Source organism: Cryobacterium tagatosivorans (genome assembly GCF_004402215.1).
Lineage (GTDB): Bacteria > Actinomycetota > Actinomycetes > Actinomycetales > Microbacteriaceae > Cryobacterium > Cryobacterium tagatosivorans.
In genome coordinates this window covers 26692-46617 of sequence record NZ_SOEZ01000076.1, presented here as the reverse complement: position 1 = coordinate 46617, position 19926 = coordinate 26692, and the positions used below count along the sequence as shown (strand labels likewise).

Annotated in this window: 18 protein-coding genes; 7 read left to right on the top strand and 11 right to left on the bottom strand. The window is 70.6% G+C overall.

Features of this window, described 5'->3' with window-relative positions:
- Nucleotides 1–76 precede the first annotated feature (76 nt).
- From E3O23_RS16010 to E3O23_RS15995, 4 genes are all read right to left on the bottom strand, one after another.
- On the bottom strand, nucleotides 77–1210 hold the full coding sequence (locus E3O23_RS16010; protein WP_134492745.1) for a glycerate kinase: 1134 nt from the start codon (nucleotides 1208–1210) through the stop codon (nucleotides 77–79).
- Between the two features lie 2 nt (nucleotides 1211–1212).
- Nucleotides 1213–3000: a glyoxylate carboligase gene (gene gcl, locus E3O23_RS16005; RefSeq protein ID WP_134492743.1), complete on the bottom strand. Its 1788-nt coding sequence runs from the start codon at nucleotides 2998–3000 to the stop codon at nucleotides 1213–1215.
- A gap of 94 nt (nucleotides 3001–3094) precedes the next feature.
- Nucleotides 3095–4069, bottom strand: a complete 975-nt coding sequence (locus E3O23_RS16000; protein WP_134492741.1) for a 2-hydroxy-3-oxopropionate reductase — start codon at nucleotides 4067–4069, stop codon at nucleotides 3095–3097.
- A complete protein-coding gene (locus E3O23_RS15995) occupies nucleotides 3976–4839 on the bottom strand; it encodes a hydroxypyruvate isomerase family protein (protein WP_134492739.1) in 864 nt (287 codons plus the stop codon). Before E3O23_RS15995 ends, E3O23_RS16000 begins: the two co-directional genes overlap by 94 nt.
- 164 nt (nucleotides 4840–5003) lie before the next feature.
- Between E3O23_RS15995 and E3O23_RS15990 the strand changes: the two genes are divergently transcribed.
- The gene (locus tag E3O23_RS15990) at nucleotides 5004–5771 is read left to right on the top strand and encodes an IclR family transcriptional regulator (protein ID WP_134492737.1); all 768 of its coding nucleotides are present in this window, start codon (nucleotides 5004–5006) and stop codon (nucleotides 5769–5771) included.
- 68 nt (nucleotides 5772–5839) lie between these two features.
- Here E3O23_RS15990 and E3O23_RS15985 read toward each other — a convergent pair whose 3' ends face one another.
- The 3 genes from E3O23_RS15985 to E3O23_RS15975 all read right to left on the bottom strand — a co-directional run bounded on the left by E3O23_RS15985 (nucleotide 5840) and on the right by E3O23_RS15975 (nucleotide 8311).
- Nucleotides 5840–6418, bottom strand: a complete 579-nt coding sequence (locus tag E3O23_RS15985) for a VOC family protein (RefSeq protein ID WP_134492735.1) — start codon at nucleotides 6416–6418, stop codon at nucleotides 5840–5842.
- Between the two features lie 201 nt (nucleotides 6419–6619).
- On the bottom strand, nucleotides 6620–7327 hold the full coding sequence (locus tag E3O23_RS15980; RefSeq protein ID WP_174776659.1) for an alpha/beta hydrolase: 708 nt from the start codon (nucleotides 7325–7327) through the stop codon (nucleotides 6620–6622).
- Nucleotides 7328–7336: 9 nt separating this feature from the next.
- Nucleotides 7337–8311 (bottom strand): ring-cleaving dioxygenase, encoded by a 975-nt coding sequence (locus E3O23_RS15975; protein WP_134492734.1) that lies wholly within the window; start codon nucleotides 8309–8311, stop codon nucleotides 7337–7339.
- 268 nt (nucleotides 8312–8579) lie between these two features.
- Here E3O23_RS15975 and E3O23_RS15970 point away from each other — a divergent pair, with 268 nt between their 5' ends.
- On the top strand, nucleotides 8580–10091 hold the full coding sequence (locus E3O23_RS15970) for an ADP-ribosylglycohydrolase family protein (protein WP_134492733.1): 1512 nt from the start codon (nucleotides 8580–8582) through the stop codon (nucleotides 10089–10091).
- 370 nt (nucleotides 10092–10461) lie between these two features.
- Here the strand turns inward: E3O23_RS15970 and E3O23_RS15965 are convergent, their stop codons facing one another.
- Nucleotides 10462–10788 carry a cupin domain-containing protein gene (locus E3O23_RS15965; RefSeq protein WP_134492732.1) on the bottom strand — a complete coding sequence of 109 codons (327 nt, stop codon included), beginning with the start codon at nucleotides 10786–10788 and terminating at the stop codon, nucleotides 10462–10464.
- 140 nt (nucleotides 10789–10928) lie between these two features.
- Nucleotides 10929–11162, bottom strand: a complete 234-nt coding sequence (locus E3O23_RS15960; protein ID WP_241983516.1) for a glutaredoxin family protein — start codon at nucleotides 11160–11162, stop codon at nucleotides 10929–10931.
- A 337-nt stretch (nucleotides 11163–11499) separates the two neighbouring features.
- Between E3O23_RS15960 and E3O23_RS15955 the strand changes: the two genes are divergently transcribed.
- The 5 genes from E3O23_RS15955 (at nucleotide 11500) to E3O23_RS15935 (ending at nucleotide 17736) form a co-directional block, all read left to right on the top strand.
- Nucleotides 11500–13149, top strand: coding sequence for a GGDEF domain-containing protein (locus tag E3O23_RS15955; protein WP_166790550.1), 1650 nt, complete (start codon nucleotides 11500–11502; stop codon nucleotides 13147–13149).
- On the top strand, nucleotides 13146–14801 hold the full coding sequence (locus E3O23_RS15950; RefSeq protein ID WP_134492729.1) for a tetratricopeptide repeat-containing diguanylate cyclase: 1656 nt from the start codon (nucleotides 13146–13148) through the stop codon (nucleotides 14799–14801). Before E3O23_RS15955 ends, E3O23_RS15950 begins: the two co-directional genes overlap by 4 nt.
- Before the next feature lie 174 nt (nucleotides 14802–14975).
- A complete protein-coding gene (locus E3O23_RS15945; RefSeq protein ID WP_134492728.1) occupies nucleotides 14976–15488 on the top strand; it encodes an NUDIX hydrolase in 513 nt (170 codons plus the stop codon).
- A gap of 116 nt (nucleotides 15489–15604) precedes the next feature.
- A complete protein-coding gene (locus E3O23_RS15940) occupies nucleotides 15605–17032 on the top strand; it encodes an FAD-binding oxidoreductase (RefSeq protein ID WP_198415200.1) in 1428 nt (475 codons plus the stop codon).
- 5 nt (nucleotides 17033–17037) lie between these two features.
- Nucleotides 17038–17736: a hypothetical protein gene (locus tag E3O23_RS15935; protein ID WP_166790549.1), complete on the top strand. Its 699-nt coding sequence runs from the start codon at nucleotides 17038–17040 to the stop codon at nucleotides 17734–17736.
- Nucleotides 17737–17831: 95 nt separating this feature from the next.
- Here E3O23_RS15935 and E3O23_RS15930 read toward each other — a convergent pair whose 3' ends face one another.
- Nucleotides 17832–18206, bottom strand: a complete 375-nt coding sequence (locus E3O23_RS15930; protein ID WP_134492725.1) for a YccF domain-containing protein — start codon at nucleotides 18204–18206, stop codon at nucleotides 17832–17834.
- A 333-nt stretch (nucleotides 18207–18539) separates the two neighbouring features.
- Nucleotides 18540–19817: an HNH endonuclease family protein gene (locus E3O23_RS15925; RefSeq protein ID WP_241983512.1), complete on the bottom strand. Its 1278-nt coding sequence runs from the start codon at nucleotides 19815–19817 to the stop codon at nucleotides 18540–18542.
- Nucleotides 19818–19926 lie beyond the last annotated feature (109 nt).

Genomic DNA, 19926 nt, shown 5'->3' with positions numbered 1-19926 from the left:
CGCGCTGCCCAGCAGATCAGGTGTAGTAGTCACGGAAACTCCCTTGTTTCGAGCGAAAAGTTGTGGTGGCGGCGAGCTAGCCGTCGTAGCCCAGTCTCGTGGCGATGAGCGCCCCGATGCGCGTGAGCAGGGCGCCGGGCTCGCTCATGCACCTGGCGGTGTCCGGTTCCAGGTCGGTCAGCGCATAGGTCTGGTCGAAGCCCGCGTCGCTGAGTTGGTCCGGCGTGAGCGTGGTCTGGCCGCAGACGGCGATCGTGGGAACGCCGGCCCGGGCCGCGGCCCGGGCCACACCCACGGGGGCCTTGCCGCCGAGGCTCTGGTGGTCGAGGCATCCTTCTCCCGTGATCACCAGGTCCGCCCCGTCCACGCGCGTGTGCAGGCCGGAGAACTCGAGCACGACGTCGATGCCCGCGCGGCGTTCCCCGCCGAGCACGGCCAGCACGGCGTAGCCGACCCCGCCGGCGGCCCCGGAGCCGGGCGCCTCGGTGGCGGTCAGGGCGACCGCGCCGATTTCGGCGGCCAGGACCCGCGCGAAGTTCCGCAGCGCCGACTCGAGCAGCTCGACCTCGCCGGGCCCGGCGCCTTTCTGGGGTGCGAAGACGGCGGCGGCACCGGTCGGGCCGAGGAGGGGATTGTCCACGTCGCTGGCGAGCGTGATCCGGGCGGCGGCGAGCCGCGGGTCGAGGCCGGTCAGGTCGACCTTCGCCAGTCCCGTAAGGGAGCCGCCGCCGTCGGGGAGGACGGTCCCGGTGTCGCCGAGCATCCCGGCGCCCAGGCCGGAGAGCAGGCCGGCCCCGCCGTCGGTGCCGGCGCTGCCGCCGATGCCGACGATGATATGCGTGCAGCCTCGGGCCAGGGCGGCGGCGATGAGTTCGCCGGTGCCGCGGCTCGTCGCACGGAGGGCATCCGTCACGCCGCCCGGCAGCGCGGCGAGCCCGGATGCCGTGGCCAGCTCGATCACGGCCTCCCGGCCCCGTACGGCGTAGGCCGCCTGCAGCGGCAGGCCGGTCGGCCCGGTCACGGTGGCGACCTGGCGGGTGAACCCGGAGCCGACGGCCGCGTCGAGGGTTCCCTCGCCGCCGTCGGCCACCGGCACCCGGTCGACGACGAGGTCCGGGTCGACCGAGTGCAGGCCGGCCTCGAGGAAGGCGGCGACGTCGGGGGCGCCCAGCGAGCCCTTGAACTTGTCCGGAGCGAGCACGATCCGCACGATCAGACCGTCAGGGTCAGCAGGGAGACCGAGGTGGGGGCATCCGCTTCGCAGGTTGCCAGCTCTTCGAACTCGGTAACCGCGTCGATGTTCGCCCCGCCCATGGCGATGTTGGTGACCTTTTCCAGGATGACCTCCACCACGACCGGCACGTTGAATTCGGCCATCAGGTCACGTGCCTCCTGGAAGGCGGCCTGCATGTCGCCGGCCTCCCGCACCCGGATGGCCTTGCAGCCGAGGCCCTCCGCGACCTTGAGGTGGTCGACGCCGTAGCCCTCCAACTCGGGGGAGTTGACGTTGTCGAAGGCGAGGGAGACCTCGTAATCCATGTCGAAGCCGCGCTGCGCCTGCCGGATGAGGCCCAGGTAGGAGTTGTTCACGACGACGTGGATGTAGGGGATCTTGAATTGGGCGCCCACGGCGAGCTCTTCGATCATGAACTGGAAGTCGTAGTCGCCCGAGAGCGCGACGACGGTCGCGCCCGGATCTGCCACGGCAACGCCGAGGGCGGCCGGCATGGTCCAGCCCAGCGGCCCGGCCTGGCCGGCGTTGATCCAGTGGCGCGGGCGGTACACGTGCAGGAACTGCGCGCCGGCGATCTGCGACAGCCCGATCGTGGACACGTAGCGGGTCTCCCGGCCGAAGGCCTTGTTCATCTCCTCGTAGACACGCTGGGGCTTCATCGGGACGTTGTCGAAGTGCGTCTTGCGCAGCATCGTCGACTTGCGCACGGCGCAGCTCTCCACCCAGTCCTCCCAGTCCGGCAGGCCGCCGGCCTCCTTGCGTTCCCGCGCGAGTTCGACCAGCCCGGCCAGGGCTGCACGGGCGTCGGAGACGATGCCGAAGTCGGGGGAGAACACCCGTCCGATCTGGGTCGGCTCGATGTCGATGTGCACGAAGGTGCGGCCCTTCGTGTACGTGTCGAGGCCCCCGGTGTGGCGGTTGGCCCAGCGGTTCCCGATGCCGATCACGAAGTCGGCTTGGAGCATCGTCGCGTTGCCGTAGCGGTGCGACGTCTGCAGCCCGGCCATGCCCGCCATCAGGCGGTGGTCGTCCGGGATGGCGCCCCAGCCCATCAGGGTGGGGATGACCGGGACGTTCAGCAACTCGGCCAGTTCGACGAGTTCGGCCGAGGCATCCGCGTTGATGATGCCGCCGCCGGCGACGATGAGCGGGCGCTCGGCGGTGGCGAGCATGTCCAGCGCCCTGGCCAGCTGGGCGCGGGATGCCGCGGGCTTGGGGGCCTCCAGCGGCTGGTAGGTGTCGATGTCGAATTCGATCTCGGTCAGCTGCACGTCGATCGGCAGGTCGATCAGCACCGGGCCGGGGCGGCCGGTGCGCATCAGGTAGAACGCCTTCTGGAAGACGCCGGGCACCTGGCCGGCCTCCATCACGGTGACGGCCATCTTCGTGACCGGGGCCGCGATGGCCGCGATGTCGACGGCCTGGAAGTCCTCCTTGTGCAGGCGGTTCACGGGGGCCTGCCCGGTGATGCAGAGGATCGGGATCGAGTCGGCCCAGGCCGAGTAGAGCCCGGTGATCATGTCCGTTCCGGCCGGGCCGGAGGTGCCGATGCAGACGCCGATGTTGTCCGGCGCGGTGCGGGTGTACCCCTCCGCCATGTGCGCGGCCCCCTCGACGTGGCGGGCCAGGACGTGGCGGATCCCGCCGTGGGCGCGCATGGCCGAGTAGAAGGGGTTGATCGCGGCGCCGGGCAGGCCGAAGGCCTGGGTGGCGCCTTCCCGCTCGAGGATGGCGACGGCGACATCGACGGCTCGCATGGTGGGCATGATTCTCCTTGTGGTTCCGGTTCCTGGACGTGCGGGATGGCGGTGCTGCCTGGCGGTGGCGGCTAGCGCTGGCGGAGGCGGCTGGCGCCGTGGGTCAGTCGCGCGAGCGGCCGGACAGCTGCTCGACGAGCAGCAGGAGCGCCGAGTGGTCCAGCGAGCCGTGGCCCTGCGCGCGGAGCGCCCCCATCAGCTGGGCGGTCATGGCGCCGAGCGGGATCGCGACGCCGGCCTCGCGGGCGGCGGCGGTGACGATGCCGAGGTCCTTGTGGTGCAGGTCGACGCGGAAACCCGGCTCGAACGTGCGGGCGGCCATCGCGGCGGCCTTCCGGTCGAGGATGCGGTTGCCGGCCAGTCCGCCGGCGAGCACCCTGATGGCCGATTCGGTGTCGACCTCGTGCGCCTCGAGGAAGACGAGCGCCTCGGCGACGAGCTGGATGGTGCCGGCGACGATCAGCTGGTTCGCGGCCTTGACGGTCTGGCCGGAGCCGGACGGTCCCACGTGCACGATGGTGCTCCCGACCGCCTCGAGCACCGGCCGGGCGGCCTCGACATCGGCGGCCTCACCGCCGACCATGATCGAGAGGGCGGCTTCGATGGCGCCCTGCTCCCCGCCGGAGACGGGCGCGTCGACCGGGCGGATTCCGCGGGCGCTCGCCGCCTGGGCGAGGCGGATGGCGACATCCGGGCGGATCGTGCTGGCGTCGACCCAGATGGCGCCGGACTTCGCGTTGGCGATCAGGCCGTCCTCGCCGCCGGCGACGCTCTCGACGTCGGGGGAGTCGGGCAGCATGGTGATGATCACGTCGGCGTCCCGGACGGCGTCGGCGACGCTCGTCGCGCCGCGGCCGCCGTTGGCCACGAGCCGGTCGATCCGGCCCTGGCTGCGGTTGAAGCCGATCACGTCGTGGCCGGCCTTGCAGAGGTTGGTGGCCATGGGCAGGCCCATGATGCCCAGGCCGATGACGGCAACGGTGCTCATTTGGTGAACTCCTCGGTGTTGGTGGGTGCGGCGTTGGTCGGGGCGGTGCCGGCCCGTGCGCTGCCGGACGGCTGGGCGCTGGCCAGCCAGGCGAACGGATGCTCGGCCGCAGTCTTGTATTCAAGGCCCACGTAGCCCTCGTAGCCGAGCTCGCGGCTCCGCTCGAGCCAGGCGTCGATCGGCAGGGTGCCCGTTCCGGGTTCCCCGCGGCCGGGGGCATCCGCGATCTGGATGTGGCCGAACTGGCGGGCGTACATCTCGATGACGGCGTCGACGTCGTCGCCGTTGACGGCCAGGTGGTAGAAATCGGCCAGCAGCCTGATGTTCGTGTCGCCGTGGCGGGCGGCGACGGTCTTGATCACGCCCAGCACGTCGTCGGCCGTGAGCAGCGGGTAGCGGGGTGCGCCGCTGACCGGCTCGAGCAGCACGATGCCGCCGATCGGGGCCACGGCCTTGGCGGCCAGGGAGAGGTTTTCGAGGGCGAGTTCGTCCTGCTCCTCGGGGGTGACGCCGTCGACCCGGTTGCCGTACAGGGCGTTGAAGGCGCGGCAGCCGAGGCGCCCGCCGATGCCGGCGGCGACCGCGAGGTTGTCGCGGAACTCGTCGGACCGGGCCGGCCAGGACACGAGGCCGCGGTCGCCGGCCGGCATGTCCCCGGCGGCGAAGTTCAGTCCGCTCAGCTGCACGCCGGCATCCGTGATCGCGTTCTCGAACGCGTCGACCTCGGCGTCCGTCGGCACGGACGTGGGGAACGGCCACCAGAATTCGACGGCGTCGAAGCCGGCGGCTTTGGCGGCGGCCGGGCGCTGCAGCAGGGGCAGCTCCGTCAGGAGGATCGAGCAGTTCACGGTGTACGGCATGGACGTCCTTCGGTTGCGATCTTCAGATATTCCACATTATGGAAGTTATCTTCTGTCTTATGAAATAGTAGGGACGACGAGGCCCCCGCGTCAACCTTGATCGGATCGGGCAACGTTTTCGTATAATGGAGATGAATTTCCAAAAACCCGATTCGGAGAGCGTCATGGCTGAACGCACGGCACCAGGCGGCGTGCAGTCCGTTGAGCGGGTCTTCGATCTCCTCGAGCTCATCACGGACGCCGGCGGCCAGATGATGCTCAGCGAACTCGCGACCGCATCCGGCCTGCCCGGCCCCACCATCCACCGACTGCTGCGCACGCTCGCAGCGAAGGGGTACGTGCGCCAGCTGGCGAACCGGCGGTACGCCCTCGGCCCGCGCCTGGTGCGCCTGGGCGAGGGGGCCAGCCAGCAGATGGGCGCGATGGCGCGCGGGGAGCTGACCCGCCTCGTCGACCAGCTGGGGGAGACGGCGAACATCGCCGTCATCGACTCCGACATGGTGCTCTACGTTGCCCAGGTCGCCTCCCGGCACTCCATGCGGATGTTCACCGAGGCCGGTCGGCGTGCACACATGCACGACACGGGAGTGGGCAAGGCCATCCTCGCCCAGCTGCGCGACGAGACCGTGCGCGCCATCGTCGCCCGGGCCGGGATGCCCACGCCGACGAGCCGGAGCATCGGCAACGTTGACGACCTGATCGCGGAACTTCACGTCATCCGGGAGCGCGGCTATGCGGTCGACGACGGGGAGCAGGAGATCGGCGTGCGATGCTTCGCGATGGCCGTGCCGAATGCGCCGACGCCGACGGCCATCTCGGTCTCCGGGCCGGTGTCCCGAGTCGATGACTCGTTCGCCGAACGCGCCGTTCCGCTGCTGCGCGAAGCCGCGGAGTCCATCTCCCGCAACGTCAACCTCGTCTCCGGCGGCTGAGCGCCGGCCCGATCAGGGCTGCCCGGTGACCGGGCCTGCCCCGGTGCTCGCCTCTGCCTGTGGCGAACTCAGGAGATTCCGAGGAGGCGTTGAGCTGCGGACAAAGTACCTTCCCGCGCGATGTGAAGGTACTTTGTTCGCAACTCAACGGGATCCCGTGCCTGGCTCGCGATCCGACGGGCTCCCGGAGCGGACCCCGGGCTACCCGGCTCCTGGAACAGCGTCACGAGCAACCCGGCGGGCGCGATCATCCGCGAGTTGATCGACTGCCACGGGGTCACGCGCGGCGCGGCGACCAGCACGGCTCCGGCATCCGTCAGTTGCCGCGTTGTGCCCGCCGCATCGGCCACCTCGAAGGCCACGCGGATGTGCCCGCTCGGTTGCCCGTCGGTCTCCAGATCGTCGACCAGCTGCCGCTGCGCCGGATTGTGCAGCTCCAGCGTCGCCCGGCCGGCGTCGAGGACGATCCCGAGCTCCCCGTCCTCGCCCTCGAAGGAGACCTCCTCGGGCAGGCCGAGCACGTCGCGGTAGAACCGCACGGCCTTGTCATAGTCGGCCGCCTCGACGACCAGCCGCAGCTGGAAAACGGGCTGCTGGGGGGCGGCGTCGTTCGGGTCTGTGCTTTCTCCCTGGCTGTTTTCGCTCATGCGCACAGGGTAGGAACGGTCACCGGGACGCGCAAGGGAGCTGGGAGCGCTGGTCTGGGCTGGGGTTTCGTGCGGGATGCGGTTGAGTTGCGGACAAAGTACCTTCATTTCGCCCGGGAAGGTACTTTGTCCGCGACTCAGTTGTGCTGGGCCTGGTGGTGGCGGGGCGTGGGAATCTCGGGGAGCCCCGGACGCGAGGGGCTACGGGTGGCGGGCCAGCCAGCTTGCGGCCGCCGCGGCATCCGTTGCGGTGATGCCGTGGCCGCCGTCGCGGAGTTCCTGCTCGACCTCTGCGCCGTGCGAGGTCAGTACCGAGACGAGCCTGGTCACGCTGGGGAGCGGGGCCATCGGGTCGGACCGACCGTTGAGCAGGAGCACCTCGGACCGTGACAGGTCGCCGGAAACGCTGCGGTCGTCGAGCGGGAACATCCCCGAGAAGGCGACGACGCGGTCCGCGGACTCCGGGTGCAGCAGGGCCGTCGCCAGGGCGATGTTGGCCCCGTTGGAGAAGCCGACGGCGACGATGCGGCGCTCGCCGAGGTCGTACCGGTGCCTGGCCCAGGCGATGAACTTGGCCAGCTCGCCGGCGCGGCGGACCACGTCGTCGACGTCGAACACGCCCTCGGCATGCCGGCGGAACCACCGCGTCAGGCCGCCCTCGCTGACGCGGCCGCGGGGTGCGAGCACCGCCGCCGCCGGGTCGAGGGCATCCGCGAGGCCGGCGATCTCCTGCTCGTTGCCGCCCGTCCCGTGCAGCATGAGCAGGACCGGCCGGTCGGACGAGCCGGGCCGGAAGACGTGCGGCCAGTCCAGGTCGAGCAGCCGGGGTTCGGGCAGCGCGTCAGCGGTCGGAGCGATCGTTGGAGCGATGCTCGGAGCAGCGGTCGTGGCGACGGGATGTGCGTTCATCAGCGTCCCCTACGCCCCCGCGACGAGCGCGGGGTTGTTCTCGGCCGGCAGCGAAATCGGCGCCACCTTGCGTTCGATCTGCTCGCGGCTCGGCTCGAGCCACGGCGGAAGCTTGAGCGAGCGGCCCAGCTCGAGCAGCGGCTCGTCGATGTCGAAGCCGGGGGTGTCGGTGGCGATCTCGAAGAGCACGCCGCCCGGCTCGCGGAAGTAGATCGAGGTGAAGTACTGCCGGTCGAGGATCTCCGTCACCGCGTAGCCGCGGTCCGCGAGCTCCTCACGCCACTGCTGCTGCGTGGACTTGTCCGGCACCCGGAACGCCACGTGGTGCACGGTGCCGCCGGCGGTCAGGCCGACGGTGCCGTTCGGGTCCGCGATCACATCGACGATGTTCCCCGCGAGCCCGTCCCCGGCGCCCACCCGCACGCGGCCGGCGCTCTCCGAGAGCACGTGCATGCCGAGGTCGCGGGTGAGCACCTCCACGGTCTTCGCCGGGTCGGCGACGGTGAGCACCGACGAGTGCTGGCCGCGCACCGCATACTCCGCGGGCACGGATGCCGAATCCCACGGATTCCGCGGATCCACCGTCGACGAGGCCACGAGGTCGAGCTGCAGCCCGTCCGGGTCGCGCAGGGAGAGCCGCTCCTCGTGCGACGACACCGACGTCAGCCGCGACTCGACGCCGAGCGACTTGAAGTGCTCCGACCACCAGCCGAGGCTGCCGGCCGGAACCGAGAACGCGGTCGAGGTGGACTGGCCGCTGCCGTGGCGTCCGGGGGCGATGCCGGTCCAGGGGAAGAAGGTGAGCAGCGAGCCCGGGCGCCCCGAGTCGTCGCCGTAGTAGAGGTGGTAGGTGCCGGGGTCGTCGAAGTTCACCGTCTTCTTCACGAGGCGCAGCCCGAGGCCGGTCACGTAGAAGTCGATGTTGCGCTGCGGCGCACCGGCGATCGCGGTGACGTGGTGCAGTCCGGATGTCTGGACGTTCATGCTGAGGGTCCCTCCTGGGCGCTTCCAAATTCAGGGCGCTGCCAAATTCTTCTTCGTCCATTATCGACGACATATATGCAAACGCATAGGACAATCTTTTCATTCCCGCCGCATTCCCGCTGCATTCCCGTCGCATTCCCGCCGCCAGGAAACCCGGACCCCCAAGACCCAAACCCCCAGAACACGGCCAAGACGGATGCGCCCAACGCGCGTATCCTCAATCAACCCAGCGGTATGCATCCGTACCGCCCCTCTGAAGGAGGCCGACATGAAGCTCACGTCCGCACAGAACGATCGCGCGACCGGGGTCTTGCTGGGCCTCGCGACCGGGGACGCGCTCGGCGCCCGCTACGAGTTCCAGCCGCCGCTGCCCGACGAGATCGCCGTGGGCATGTTCGGCGGCGGCCAGCTCTTCTGGGAACCGGGGGAGTGGACCGACGACACGGCCATGGCGATCCCGATCGCCCGCGCCGCCGCGGCCGGCCACGACCTCCGCGACGAGGCCGTGCTCGACCGGATCGCCGCAACCTGGTCCGACTGGGCCTACGACGCGAAGGACGTCGGCATCCAGATCGGCGCCGTGATTCGCCGCGCGTCCTCGCCGACCGCCGCCGGCCTCCGCGAGGCCGCCGTCGCGTACAGCGCCCGAAGCCACCGCTCCTCCGGCAACGGGTCGCTCATGCGCGTCGGCCCGGTCGCCCTGGCCTACCTCGACGACCCCGACGCCCTGGTCGAGGCCGCGACCGCGCTCTCGCAGCTCACCCACACGCATCCGGATGCCGTGGAGGCCTGCGTGATCTGGAGCCTCGGCATCCGCCACGCGGTGCTGCACGGCACGTTCGACGGCGTGCGCGCGGCCCTGGGCCGGCTGCCCGCCGACCGCGCCGCGCTCTGGGCCGAGCGGCTCGACGAGGCAGAGGAGAACCCGCCGACCCGGTTCAACCACAACGGCTGGGTGGTCGAGGCGCTGCAGGGCGCCTGGTCGGCGATCACCCGCACGCCGATTCCCGAACTGGACCCGGCCGTCGACCGGTTCCCCTGCGGCCACTTCGCGGCCGCCCTCGAGGCTGCGGTGCGCGGCGGACGCGACACCGACACCGTCGCGGCGATCGCCGGCGGGCTCCTCGGGGCGCGCTGGGGGGCATCCGCCGTGCCGGTGCGCTGGCGCCGGGTGCTGCACGGCTGGCCGGGCGAGCGGTCCGGCGAGCTGGTGCGGCTAGGCGCGCTGGCCGTGGCGGGCGGGCGGTCGGATGCCTCCGGCTGGCCGGCCGCGCCCGTGGTCGACTACTCCGGCTCCGGCGACGTGACGCGGCTCGCCGCGCACCCGCACGACCCGGGCGTCTGGCTCGGCGGCGTCGGACGGTTCGAGGCGCTGCCGGACGGCGTCGACGCGGTCGTGTCGCTCTGCCGGGTGGGCGTGTTGGACGACTCGATCCCGCCGGCCGACCACGTGGAGATGCGGCTGATCGACCGCGACGGCGACAACCCCAACCTGGACTTCGTGCTCACCGAAGCGGCGGATGCCGTGGCCGCGCTCCGGGCCGAGGGCAAGACCGTGCTGCTGCACTGCGTGCAGGCGATCAGCCGCACCCCCGCGGTCGCCGCCCTCTACGCCGTGCGGCACCTGGGCGTGCCGGCGGATGAGGCGCTGGCCGAGATCCGGCGCGTGCTCCCGTATGCGGACCCGATCGAGAGCTTCCGGACCGCGCTGCTCGCGGCCGCGGGCGCCGGGACGGGGACGCTGGCGGTGAGCGAGGATTCGCTGCAGCGGCTGTCGTAGGGGGCTGCGGCTGCGGCTGCGTCTGCGGTGCAGGCGGGCTGCGCCCGCAATCCGGAGAAATTGCGCGCGAGTAGTCGAGTGCCGGACTTTCTGCGGTTCGCAGCCGGTCGCATCCGGTTTTCGCGGCGCGGACGTGCCTCGGCGGCGCGCCTGGGCGAGCAGGTGGCCGCTGGTAAGCCGGCTACGCGGCCTGAACCCGCGGGAATGGCGCGCCCGGGGCGACGATCCCCAGCCCTGGCGGCATCCGTCGCCCACAGGAGGCCGGGCTGCCTCACAGCTGGGAATGATCACCGGCCGCGGCTATCCCGGGCGGATGCCCCCGGCCGGGCCGGGCGGATGCCCCTGGCTGGCCGCGCAGGATGGGCCCGCGCTAGCCGACCAGGGTGAGCATCAGCCGGGATGCCTCGAGCGCCTCGACCTCGTGCATCAGCGATTGGTCCAGCCGGAGCAGCGACCCGGGGACGAGCTCGGTGACCTCACCGCCGGCGGTGATCCGCAGGCGCCCGTCGAGCGCCTGCATCAGCAGGGTCTTCGGCGCCCGGTGCTCCTTCATCACGTGCCCGGCCTCGAACGTGAGCACCACCACGCGGACGGCCGGGGAACTGAGCACCGTCGAATGGCCGAGGCCGCTCGGTCCGGGTGCGGTGCCGGCGCGGACATCGGCAACAAAGGTGGTGGGCGCGGCGGGAGTCTCCATGACTTCACGTTAGACCTCGGCGGCGCCGGGCATCATTCTGAGCTACGCGTGCGATACGCCGCTGCGCGCGCCGCGCATCGCCCGCGTAGCGGCGTACAGCCCGCGCATCCTGCCCGCACCACCGAATTCGGAGATACGCCCTAGATCCGGCCGAGCTCCGTCAGCTTCGCGTGCAGGACCGAGTCGCTCGGCTCAACGACGTGGGTGCCGTCGGGGAAGACGACGACGGGGATCTGGGTGCGACCGCTGATCGCGGCGGCGCGGTCGGCGCCGTCCTCGACGGCCAGGAGGTCCACGTAGTCGTAGTCCACGCCGAGGGTGTCGAGCAGGCGCTTCGAGCGGCGGCAGTCGCCGCACCACTCCGCGCCGAACATCGTGATGCGGTCGGCAGCGTCGGCAGCCGAGTCGCCGGAAGCGGCGACAGCAGGAACAGCAGGAACAGCAGAAACAACGGAATCGGTCATGAACCGATCTTATGCGTACGCATTTATTGTTTCCCTGGGAGTCGCCACCGGCCACAGCCCAGTGTTTTCGCCCGAGAGCGGCCACAAACCCGCCGCAAGCCCGCCGCGAGCACCCGTCCCGGCACCGAAAAAACGTCAGCCTGTCCACCCCTTGCACGGGGGCGAGGCCCGCGCGCGTATCTGCCAAGGACACCGTCGGGGCGCTGCTAGGTTCAACGTACAGATAGCAGTTGGGGGGGGCTCCACCTTGAACGCACACGATGTCGTTGTCGCTGTGACCCTGCCCTCCATCGACGATCTGATCGAGGAATCCGAGCTCTCCAACAGCAGCGGACGGCACCGCGAAGGCGCCGCGCAGGCCGAGAAGGCCCTCGTCCGGCCGGGCCTGACCGCCCGACAGCAGGCGCATGCGCGCCAGCTTCTCTCGCTCCATCGGCTGCGCCTGGGCGATTTCGAAGCCTGCGTCTCCCAGGGCCTCCTGGCGCTCGAGTACTTCACGGCACACGGCGACTTCCTCCGGCAGTCGAGGGTGCACTGCACCCTCGCGCTGGCGTTCGCCGACACCGCCCTGCACGAGACCGCGCTCCAGCACGTGCTCGGGGCGCTCTCGGCGGCGCGAGAATCCGGGGATCCGGTCGCGGAATTCTGGGCGCTCAGCCGCTCCTCCATGGTGCACGGCGCCATGGGCGACGCGACGCGCGACATTGAGCTGGGACGGCGGGCGCTGGCCCTCGCGCAGACACTGGACGACCCCGAGTCCGCCTTCGTCGGGCTGAACAACCTCGGCGATAGCTTCCTGCAGATCGCCCGGGGCCAGCACGCCCAGGGCCTGGATGCGACGGCGGCGTTGGAAGAAGCGCTCGTCCTCGTGCGCGAATCCGTGGCCGTCGCCGCGGCGCAGGGGCACTACTTCTACGAGACGATCGCCCGCACCAACCTCGTCAGCGTGCTGATCGGGCTCGAGCAGCACGGCGAGGCCCGCGAGCAGGGCTGGCTGGCCAAGGCCCTGGCCAAGGCGCACGGATTCCGCAACCTCGAGGTCGACATCGACGCCCAGCTGGCCGACGTGGTCCGGGCCGAGGGCCGCCTCGAAGAAGCGACCACGATGATGACCTCGCAGCTGACCAACCACGACGTCGAGGACGACCCCGCCCTGCTCACCCGGCTGCACAAGGCGCTGTTCGAGATGCACAAGGAACGCGGGCGGTTCGAGCAGGCCCTGCTGCACCACGAGGAACTGCACGCCCTGGCGCTGCGCTCGACCGTGCAGACCGCCGGCTTGCAGTCGCAGATGCTGATCAACACCATCGAGATCGAGCAGGCCCACCACGAGGCCGAGCGGTCCCAGCTCGAGGTGCAGATGGAGCGCCTCCGCGCCGAGGAAATGGACCTGCAGGCGCACACCGACTCGCTCACCCGGCTGCCCAACCGGCGCGCCCTCGACCGTCAGCTGCCGCCGATGATGGGACGCGCCCACGACAGCGTGAAGCCGCTCTGCGCGGCGATGATCGACTTCGACCACTTCAAGCGGGTCAACGACGTGCACGGCCACGCGAAGGGCGACGAGGTGCTCACCGTCATGGCCACCATGCTGCGCGCCGTCACCCGCGACACCGACCTGGCCGTCCGCGTCGGCGGCGAGGAGTTCCTCCTCGTCTTCGGCGACACCACCCTGGAAGGCGCGGCGGTGGTCTGCGAACGCCTGCTGGCCTCGGTGCGCAGCTACCCCTGGGACACCCTGGCCCCCGGCCTGACCTGCACGGTCAGCGCGGGCCTGGCCGAACTCGAACCCTCCGAAAGCGTCTCCGCCTGGCTCGCGCGCGCCGACGCCGCCCTCTACGCGGCCAAGCACGGCGGACGTGACCAGGTCAGCCGGGGAGAGGTCGCAGCATCATGAACCCCGTGTCGAACCCGGCGGATGCCGCGGCATCCGTCGCCCTCGCCCCGAAGCCGAGCATCGACGAACTGCTCGCCGCCTGTGAGGTGTCCAGCATGGACGGCCGGCACCGCGAAGGCGCCGAACAAGCCGAGGAAGTCCTACTCAGGCCCGGCGTCACGCCCACCGAGCAGGCGTACGCCCGGCACCTGTTGTCGCTGCACCGGCTGCGCCTCGGCGAGCACGAAGCCTCGGTGAAGGAGGGCCTGCTCGCGCTGGAGTTCCTCACCGGCAGCGGCGACCTGGTCAGGCAGTCGAAGCTGCACTGCATCCTGGCGCTGGCGTTCACCGAGACGCACCTGAACGAGACCGCGCTCCGCCACGCGGTGTCGGCGCTCGACGCGGCGCGAGCCTGCGACAGCCCGACCCTGGAGTTCTGGGCGCTCAGCCGGGCCGGCATGGTGCACGAGGCGCTCGGCGACCCCCAGTACGGGCTGGAACTCGGCCGGCAGGCCCTCGCCCTGGCCCGCACGCTCGACGACCCCGAGGCGCGCTTCGCCGGACTGAACAATCTCGGCGACGCCTGCCTGACCGTGGCCCGGGCCCAGCTTGCCCAGGGCCAGAGCGCGTCGCTGGCCCTGCAGGAGGCGCTGGCGCTCGTGGAAGAGTCCGTCCACATGGCCCACGAGCAGGCTCACTCCTTCTGGGAGATGATCGCCCGGACCAACATGGTGAGCATCCTGATCGTGCTCAAACGCTACGTGGAGGCCCGCGAGCACGCCGGCCTGGTCAAGGGCCTCGCCCAGGCCCAGAGTTCTCGGTACATGGAGCTGGGCAACGACGCGCAGCTGGCCGAAATCGTCCGGGCCGAGGGAAACCTCGACGAGGCCACGACGATGATGGAAGCCCAGCTGGCCGACCCCGACGCCGAGCAGGATCCGGCCCTGATCATCAAGCTGCACCGGTCGCTGTATGAGATGCACAAGGAGTGCGGGCGGTTCGAGCGGGCGCTGGCGCATCACGAGCAGATGGACGCCCGGATGCTCGACATGACCGTGCAGACGGCCGGGCTGCAGTCCCAGATGCTGATCAACACCATCGAGATCGAACACGCCCACCACGAGGCGGAGCGGTCGCGGATCGAGGCGCAGATGGAACGCATCCGTGCCGAAGAGCTGGACCACGAGGCGCACACCGACCCGCTTACCCGCCTGCCCAACCGGCGGGCCCTCGACCGCGAGCTGCCGCCGCTGATGGGCGACGAGCGCGCCAAGCCGCTTTGCGCGGCGATGATCGACCTCGACCACTTCAAGCGGGTCAACGACGAGTACGGCCACGCCACGGGCGACCAGGTGCTGACCGCGATGTCGAACCTGCTGCGCGCGGTCACCCGTGACACCGACATGGCCGTGCGGGTGGGCGGCGAGGAGTTCCTGCTCATCTTCGCGCACACCAGCCTCGAGCAGGCCGAGCTCGTCTGCGAGCGGCTGCTCGCCTCGGTGCGCAACTACCCGTGGGAGACCATCGCCCCCGGCCTGACCTGCACGGTGAGCGCCGGCGTATCCCAGCTCAAGCCGTTCGAGGTCGTGTCGGAGTGGCTCGCCCGCTCGGACGGTGCCCTCTACGAGGCCAAGCGCGGCGGTCGCGACCGCGTCAGCGCGGCGCAGGGGTAGGTCGCTCGGCCGCTCGTCTCTCGCTGGGTCGTTCGTTGGTAGTTCCTTGGCTCGGCGGCCGCCGTCCCTTCGCCGAGTTTGGCTGTTGCGGCCGAGTTTGCCAGGGGTGTGCCTGCCAAACTCGACCGGAATGGGCAAACTGGGCGTGACGGCAGCGGCGAACGGAGGCGGCGGATGTCCAAACAGAGCGCCGGCATCCTGCTCTACCGGTTCGCGGATGCCGCGGCACTGAGTGCCGCGGATGCCCCCGCGCTGGAGGTCTGGCTGGTCCATATGGGCGGACCCTTCTGGGCGCGCAAGGACGACGGCGCCTGGACCATCCCCAAGGGGGAATACGACAAGGGCGAGGACATCCTGGCCGTTGCCCGCCGGGAGTTCGAGGAGGAGGTGGGCCTGCCGGTCCCCGACGTCCCGCTGGTCGGCCTGGGCTCGTTCCGGCAGTCGTCCGGCAAGATCGTCACCGTCTTCGCGGCCGAGTCCGACTTCCGCCCGGACAGCATCCACAGCAACACCTTCTCGCTGGAGTGGCCGAGGGGCTCCGGCCGGCTGCGGGAGTTCCCCGAGGTCGATGACGCCCGCTGGTTCCCGGTGGAGGAGGCGAGGGCGAAGGTGGTGCGCGGGCAGGGGGCGATCCTGGATGCGCTGGAGCGGAGCATCCGTGCCGGTGGTCGCACGGATCGACTTTAGGCGCCTGGGGCGGCCTGCCGTCGGGCGGGAGCGGATCGCTACGAGTCACGACCGGCCCTGTTGCAGGGCGCAGCCCAGTTCTACCATGGTCACGGGGACGCGAGGAGGAGGACTCCATGACCATGTTGGCGACGCTTGGCAGCGGCCGCGTCGACGTCGATGAGCGCGCGGTCGCCGACCTCGCGAAACGCCTGCGCGGCGAGCTGGTCCGACCGGGAGACGCGGCCTACGACCAGGCCAGGCGGGTCTGGAACGGCTCGATCAGCCGCTTCCCGGGCCTGATCGCACGCTGCGCCACCCGGGACGACGTGATCGCCGCGGTGCGCTTCGCCCGGAGCAGCAATGTGCTCGTTGCCGTGCGCGGCGGCGGGCACAGCTTCCCCGGATCCTCCGTCTGCGACGACGGACTGGTCATCGACCTCTCGCCGATGAACGGCATCCGGGTCGATCCCGAAACGCGCACGGCGCGCGTGCAGGCCGGCGCGCTGCTCGGCGACCTGGACCGCGCCACGCAGCAGCACGGGCTGGCCGCGCCGTCGGGGATCGTGACCCACACCGGTGTCGCCGGGCTGACCCTCGGCGGCGGCCTGGGCTGGCTGATGCGCAAGTACGGGCTGTCCATCGACCAGTTGTTGTCCGTGGACATGGTCACAGCCGACGGCGGGTTCGTGCGGGCGAGTGCCACCGAGAACCCGGAGCTGTTCTGGGGCGTCCGCGGGGGCGGCGGCAATTTCGGGATCGTCACCGAGTTCGAGTTCCGGCTGAGCCAGGTCGGCCCGATCGTCATGGCCGGGCCGGTCTTCTGGCCCGGGGCCGATTCGGCGAAGGTGCTGCGTTTCTACCGCGACTGGATTGCCGAGGCGCCGGACGAGCTGATGACGATGGTCGTGCACCGCCGAGCCGCCGATGTCCCCTATGTCCCGGCCGAGCTGCGCGGGCAGCCCGTGGTCGCCGTGATCAGCTGCTACGCGGGGCCGGTCGATGACGGCGAAAAGGTGATCCGGCCGCTGCAGGCGTTCGGTTCCCCGGTGCTGGACCTGTGCCGGCCGAAGCCGTTCCTGGAGCACCAGGCCATGTTCGACGCGAGCTACCCGCCGGGCTGGTGGTATTACATGCGCTCCTGCGATGTCGCCGAGCTCAGCGACGAGGTCATCGACATCACCGCCGACCATGCGGCGAGGATCACGTCCCCGCTGACCGCCTTCCCGATCTGGCAGGGCGGGGGAGCGGCGGCGCGAGTGGGCGAGGACGACACCGCCTTCCACGGGCGCGCGGCCGGCCACACGTTCAACATCACTGCCGCCACCGAGGGCGCCGACGGCTTCGAGCGGGAACGCGACTGGGTGCGCAGCTTCTGGTCGGACCTCGAGCCGTTCCACACCAGTGTCTACGTGAACTTCCTGATGGACGAGGGCGAGGAGCGCGTGCGGCAGGCGTACGGCGAGGCGAAATACACCCGCCTCCGCGCGCTCAAGCGCGCCTGGGATCCGGAGAATTTCTTCCGGTTGAACCAGAACATCCGGCCTTTGCCAGCTTCGGGGTGAGAACCTTGAGCATGATCACCACGCCGACGAATGCACGGATGTCCTGGGTCGCGTTCGCGACGGCGGGCGTCACCCTCACGGCCGGGGCGTTCCTCATCGCCATGTTCGTCCTCGAGGCGCCCTACAACGGGCCCTACAATTTCGGCCGAGCCAACGACGCGCTTGCCGCACTCGGCAACGTCCTGATCGCGGCGCTGGTGCTGCACGTCAGCCGGCCGGCCGAGCGCCCCGGCCGGTCACGCGCCTTCGTGCGCATCGTCGCTGCCGCGTCGGTCGTCGCCGCGGTCTGCTCGATCCTGCTCGCCTTCGGCCTGATCGCGTTCGAGGTCTCCACCGGCATCTCGATCGCCGTGATCCTCCTGCAGGCCTCCTGGATGCTGTGGGTGAACACCCGCCTCTACGACCTCGGAGTCTTCAGTCGGCTGCTCAGCCGCTGCGGCCAGCTGGTCGGAGCCGGACTCTGGATGGGCCTGCTCACCGTGGGCATCAGCGCGATGTTCGGCTGGCTGACCATCGCGCAGGTGCTCATCCTCGGCCTCGGCATCTTCATCGCGGGCGGGGTCTGGCTCGCCTGGCCCTTCTGGTTCGTCATGCTCGGCCTGCACCTGCGCAAGCGGCCGACGGCTGCTGATTCTGCTGCTGCTCCGGCAACCGCTCCTGACACGCGGCGCCGGGGCCGCCGGAGCGCGTCGCACGCCGGTTGACCCAAGTTACCTCGGCCCCGGAGTACTTCTTCCGGCTGAACCGGAACGTCCCTCCGCGGCCCGCGCACGGGTGAGGGCGGCGTCCCGATGATCGTTTACGGCATGTCCACGATCTGCTTGCCGAGCGGCATCAGCGCGACCGGGATCAGCTTGAAGTTGGCGATCCCGAACGGGATGCCGATGATCGTGATGCAGAGCGCGACGCCCGAGAGGAGGTGTCCGAGGGCGATCCACCAGCCGGCCAGCACCACCCAGACGACGTTGCCGAGCAGGGACCCGACGCCCGCGCCTGGCTTGTCGACCACGGTCTTGCCGAACGGCCAGAGCGCGTAGACGCCGATCCGCGCCGCCGCGATTCCCCAGGGGATCGTGATGATGAGCACGCACATGATGAGCGCGGCCAGCATGTAGCCGAGGAAGAGCCAGAAGCCCGAAAGCACGAGCCAGATGAGGTTGAGGAGGGTCTTCATGATTGGTCCTATTCTCGCAGGTCGCGGCCGGCGGCGGGCGTTCGGCGGCGGCGGTCCGGCGGCCGCAGGCATCCGCGCAGCCTCGTGCGGAGCGCGCGCCGGTGCCGCCCTGTGGCGTACTCAGGAGATCTGGTGCCGGCGGATGCCGCGGCCCCGGAATCCTGCGGGTGGTCGCGCGGGTTCCCACGGATTCTCCTGAGTTGGCCACACGCCACTTCCGAGACCTCGCGTTCGAGTCGCCGCACCAAGCCGATCGTGGGCGCATCTCCGGCCAGCTGATCCTCGCCGGAGCAGTCCTACCACGGCGCGCGGCCCTGGCGCTTTCCCTCAGCGCTACCGCTTGTGCCAGCGAGCCCGGTCCGGGCTATTCGCAGTGGTGCCGCAGATCATGGGCGTCCCGATGGACGTCACACCGGTTGCGCCTGCCGGCGCGCAGAATGCCCCGGGGTGGACGACATTGGGCGCGGGCGCCGGGGCGGGAGCCGGAGCAGGCGCAGGCGCTGGGGCCGGTGCGGCGGGCTGCGGGGCCGGAGCCGGCACCGGAACCGGCACGGGGACGACCACGACCGGCGCAGGGGCCACCGTCGCGACCGGCTTGGCCACTGGCTTGGGCGCGGGCGCGAATGCCGAAGTCAGCGCCGGCTGATTCGGACAGGTCGACAGGATGCGCGTCATGGCGGCGAGTTCGGCTGGGACAACCCACAGGCCATACGTTGCCTTGACCGAGATCTGTCGCGCGACGTACTGGCAGCGGTAGGACTTGACCGGGGGCAGCCACGTGGCCGCGTCTCCGTCGCCCTTCTGGGCGTTCGTCCTGCCGTCCACGGCGAGAAGGTTGAGGGGATCGTTCGCGAGCGAGATGCGTTGCGCGGGGGTGAGGAGCTGCGCGCCGGTCTGCCAGGCGTTCGAGAGCGCGACGACGTGGTCGATCTGCACCAGCATCGAGGTCGTGTTCCCGCGCACGAAGCTGATGGCCTTGCCCGTGTACGGCTCGGCGAGGGCGCCGCTCAGCACCTTGCAGGGGCCGGAGCGAAGGGTCCTGGTCAGGTCGCGGGTGAGGATGTCGTTGCGGGTGTCGCATCCGTTGCGGTCGACGTCGAGCCAGGCGCTGCCGAATTGGGCCGTCCGCGCGTAGCCGGTCTTCGGGGCTCTGCCCTTGACCTGGAGTGTCGCCAGCAGGGCCTGCGCGCTGGTGCGGGTGGCGGTGCGATCGGTGATGACGACGGATGCCGGCTGGGCGGATGCCGCAGTGACGTCCGGATCGACCGGCGCCTCGGCGGTGAACGCAGCCTGAGGTCCCGGTTTCTTCGTCGCCGTCGGCTTGGGGGCGCTTTGCAAAGTGAGGGACGTTGTCGCGCCAGCGCCACTGCCGGCGAGGTCAACGGGAGCGTCGTAGGCGGAGGCGCCAATGCTCGTCGTGACGAGGGCGACGACCAGTGCGGCCGCGGCGATGCCCCGGGACGGGATCCTCGCCCAGGACTTGCGACCGGTCACCAGTGAATACAGGGCTGTGCCGAGGCCGGCCAGACCGGCCATCATCAGCATCCCGGGGAAGCCTGCGGAGGCGCCGCCAACAAGAACGAAGAACGCGATGATGGAGATGACAATCACGGTGCCCGGGCGTGGCCGGAAGCGGCGAGGGCTGGCTGAATCACGGGGCGATGCGGGGTTGGGCAAGGGGCTCCTCTGGCTGACACGGCGTGCGTCTCAAACCTAGGCG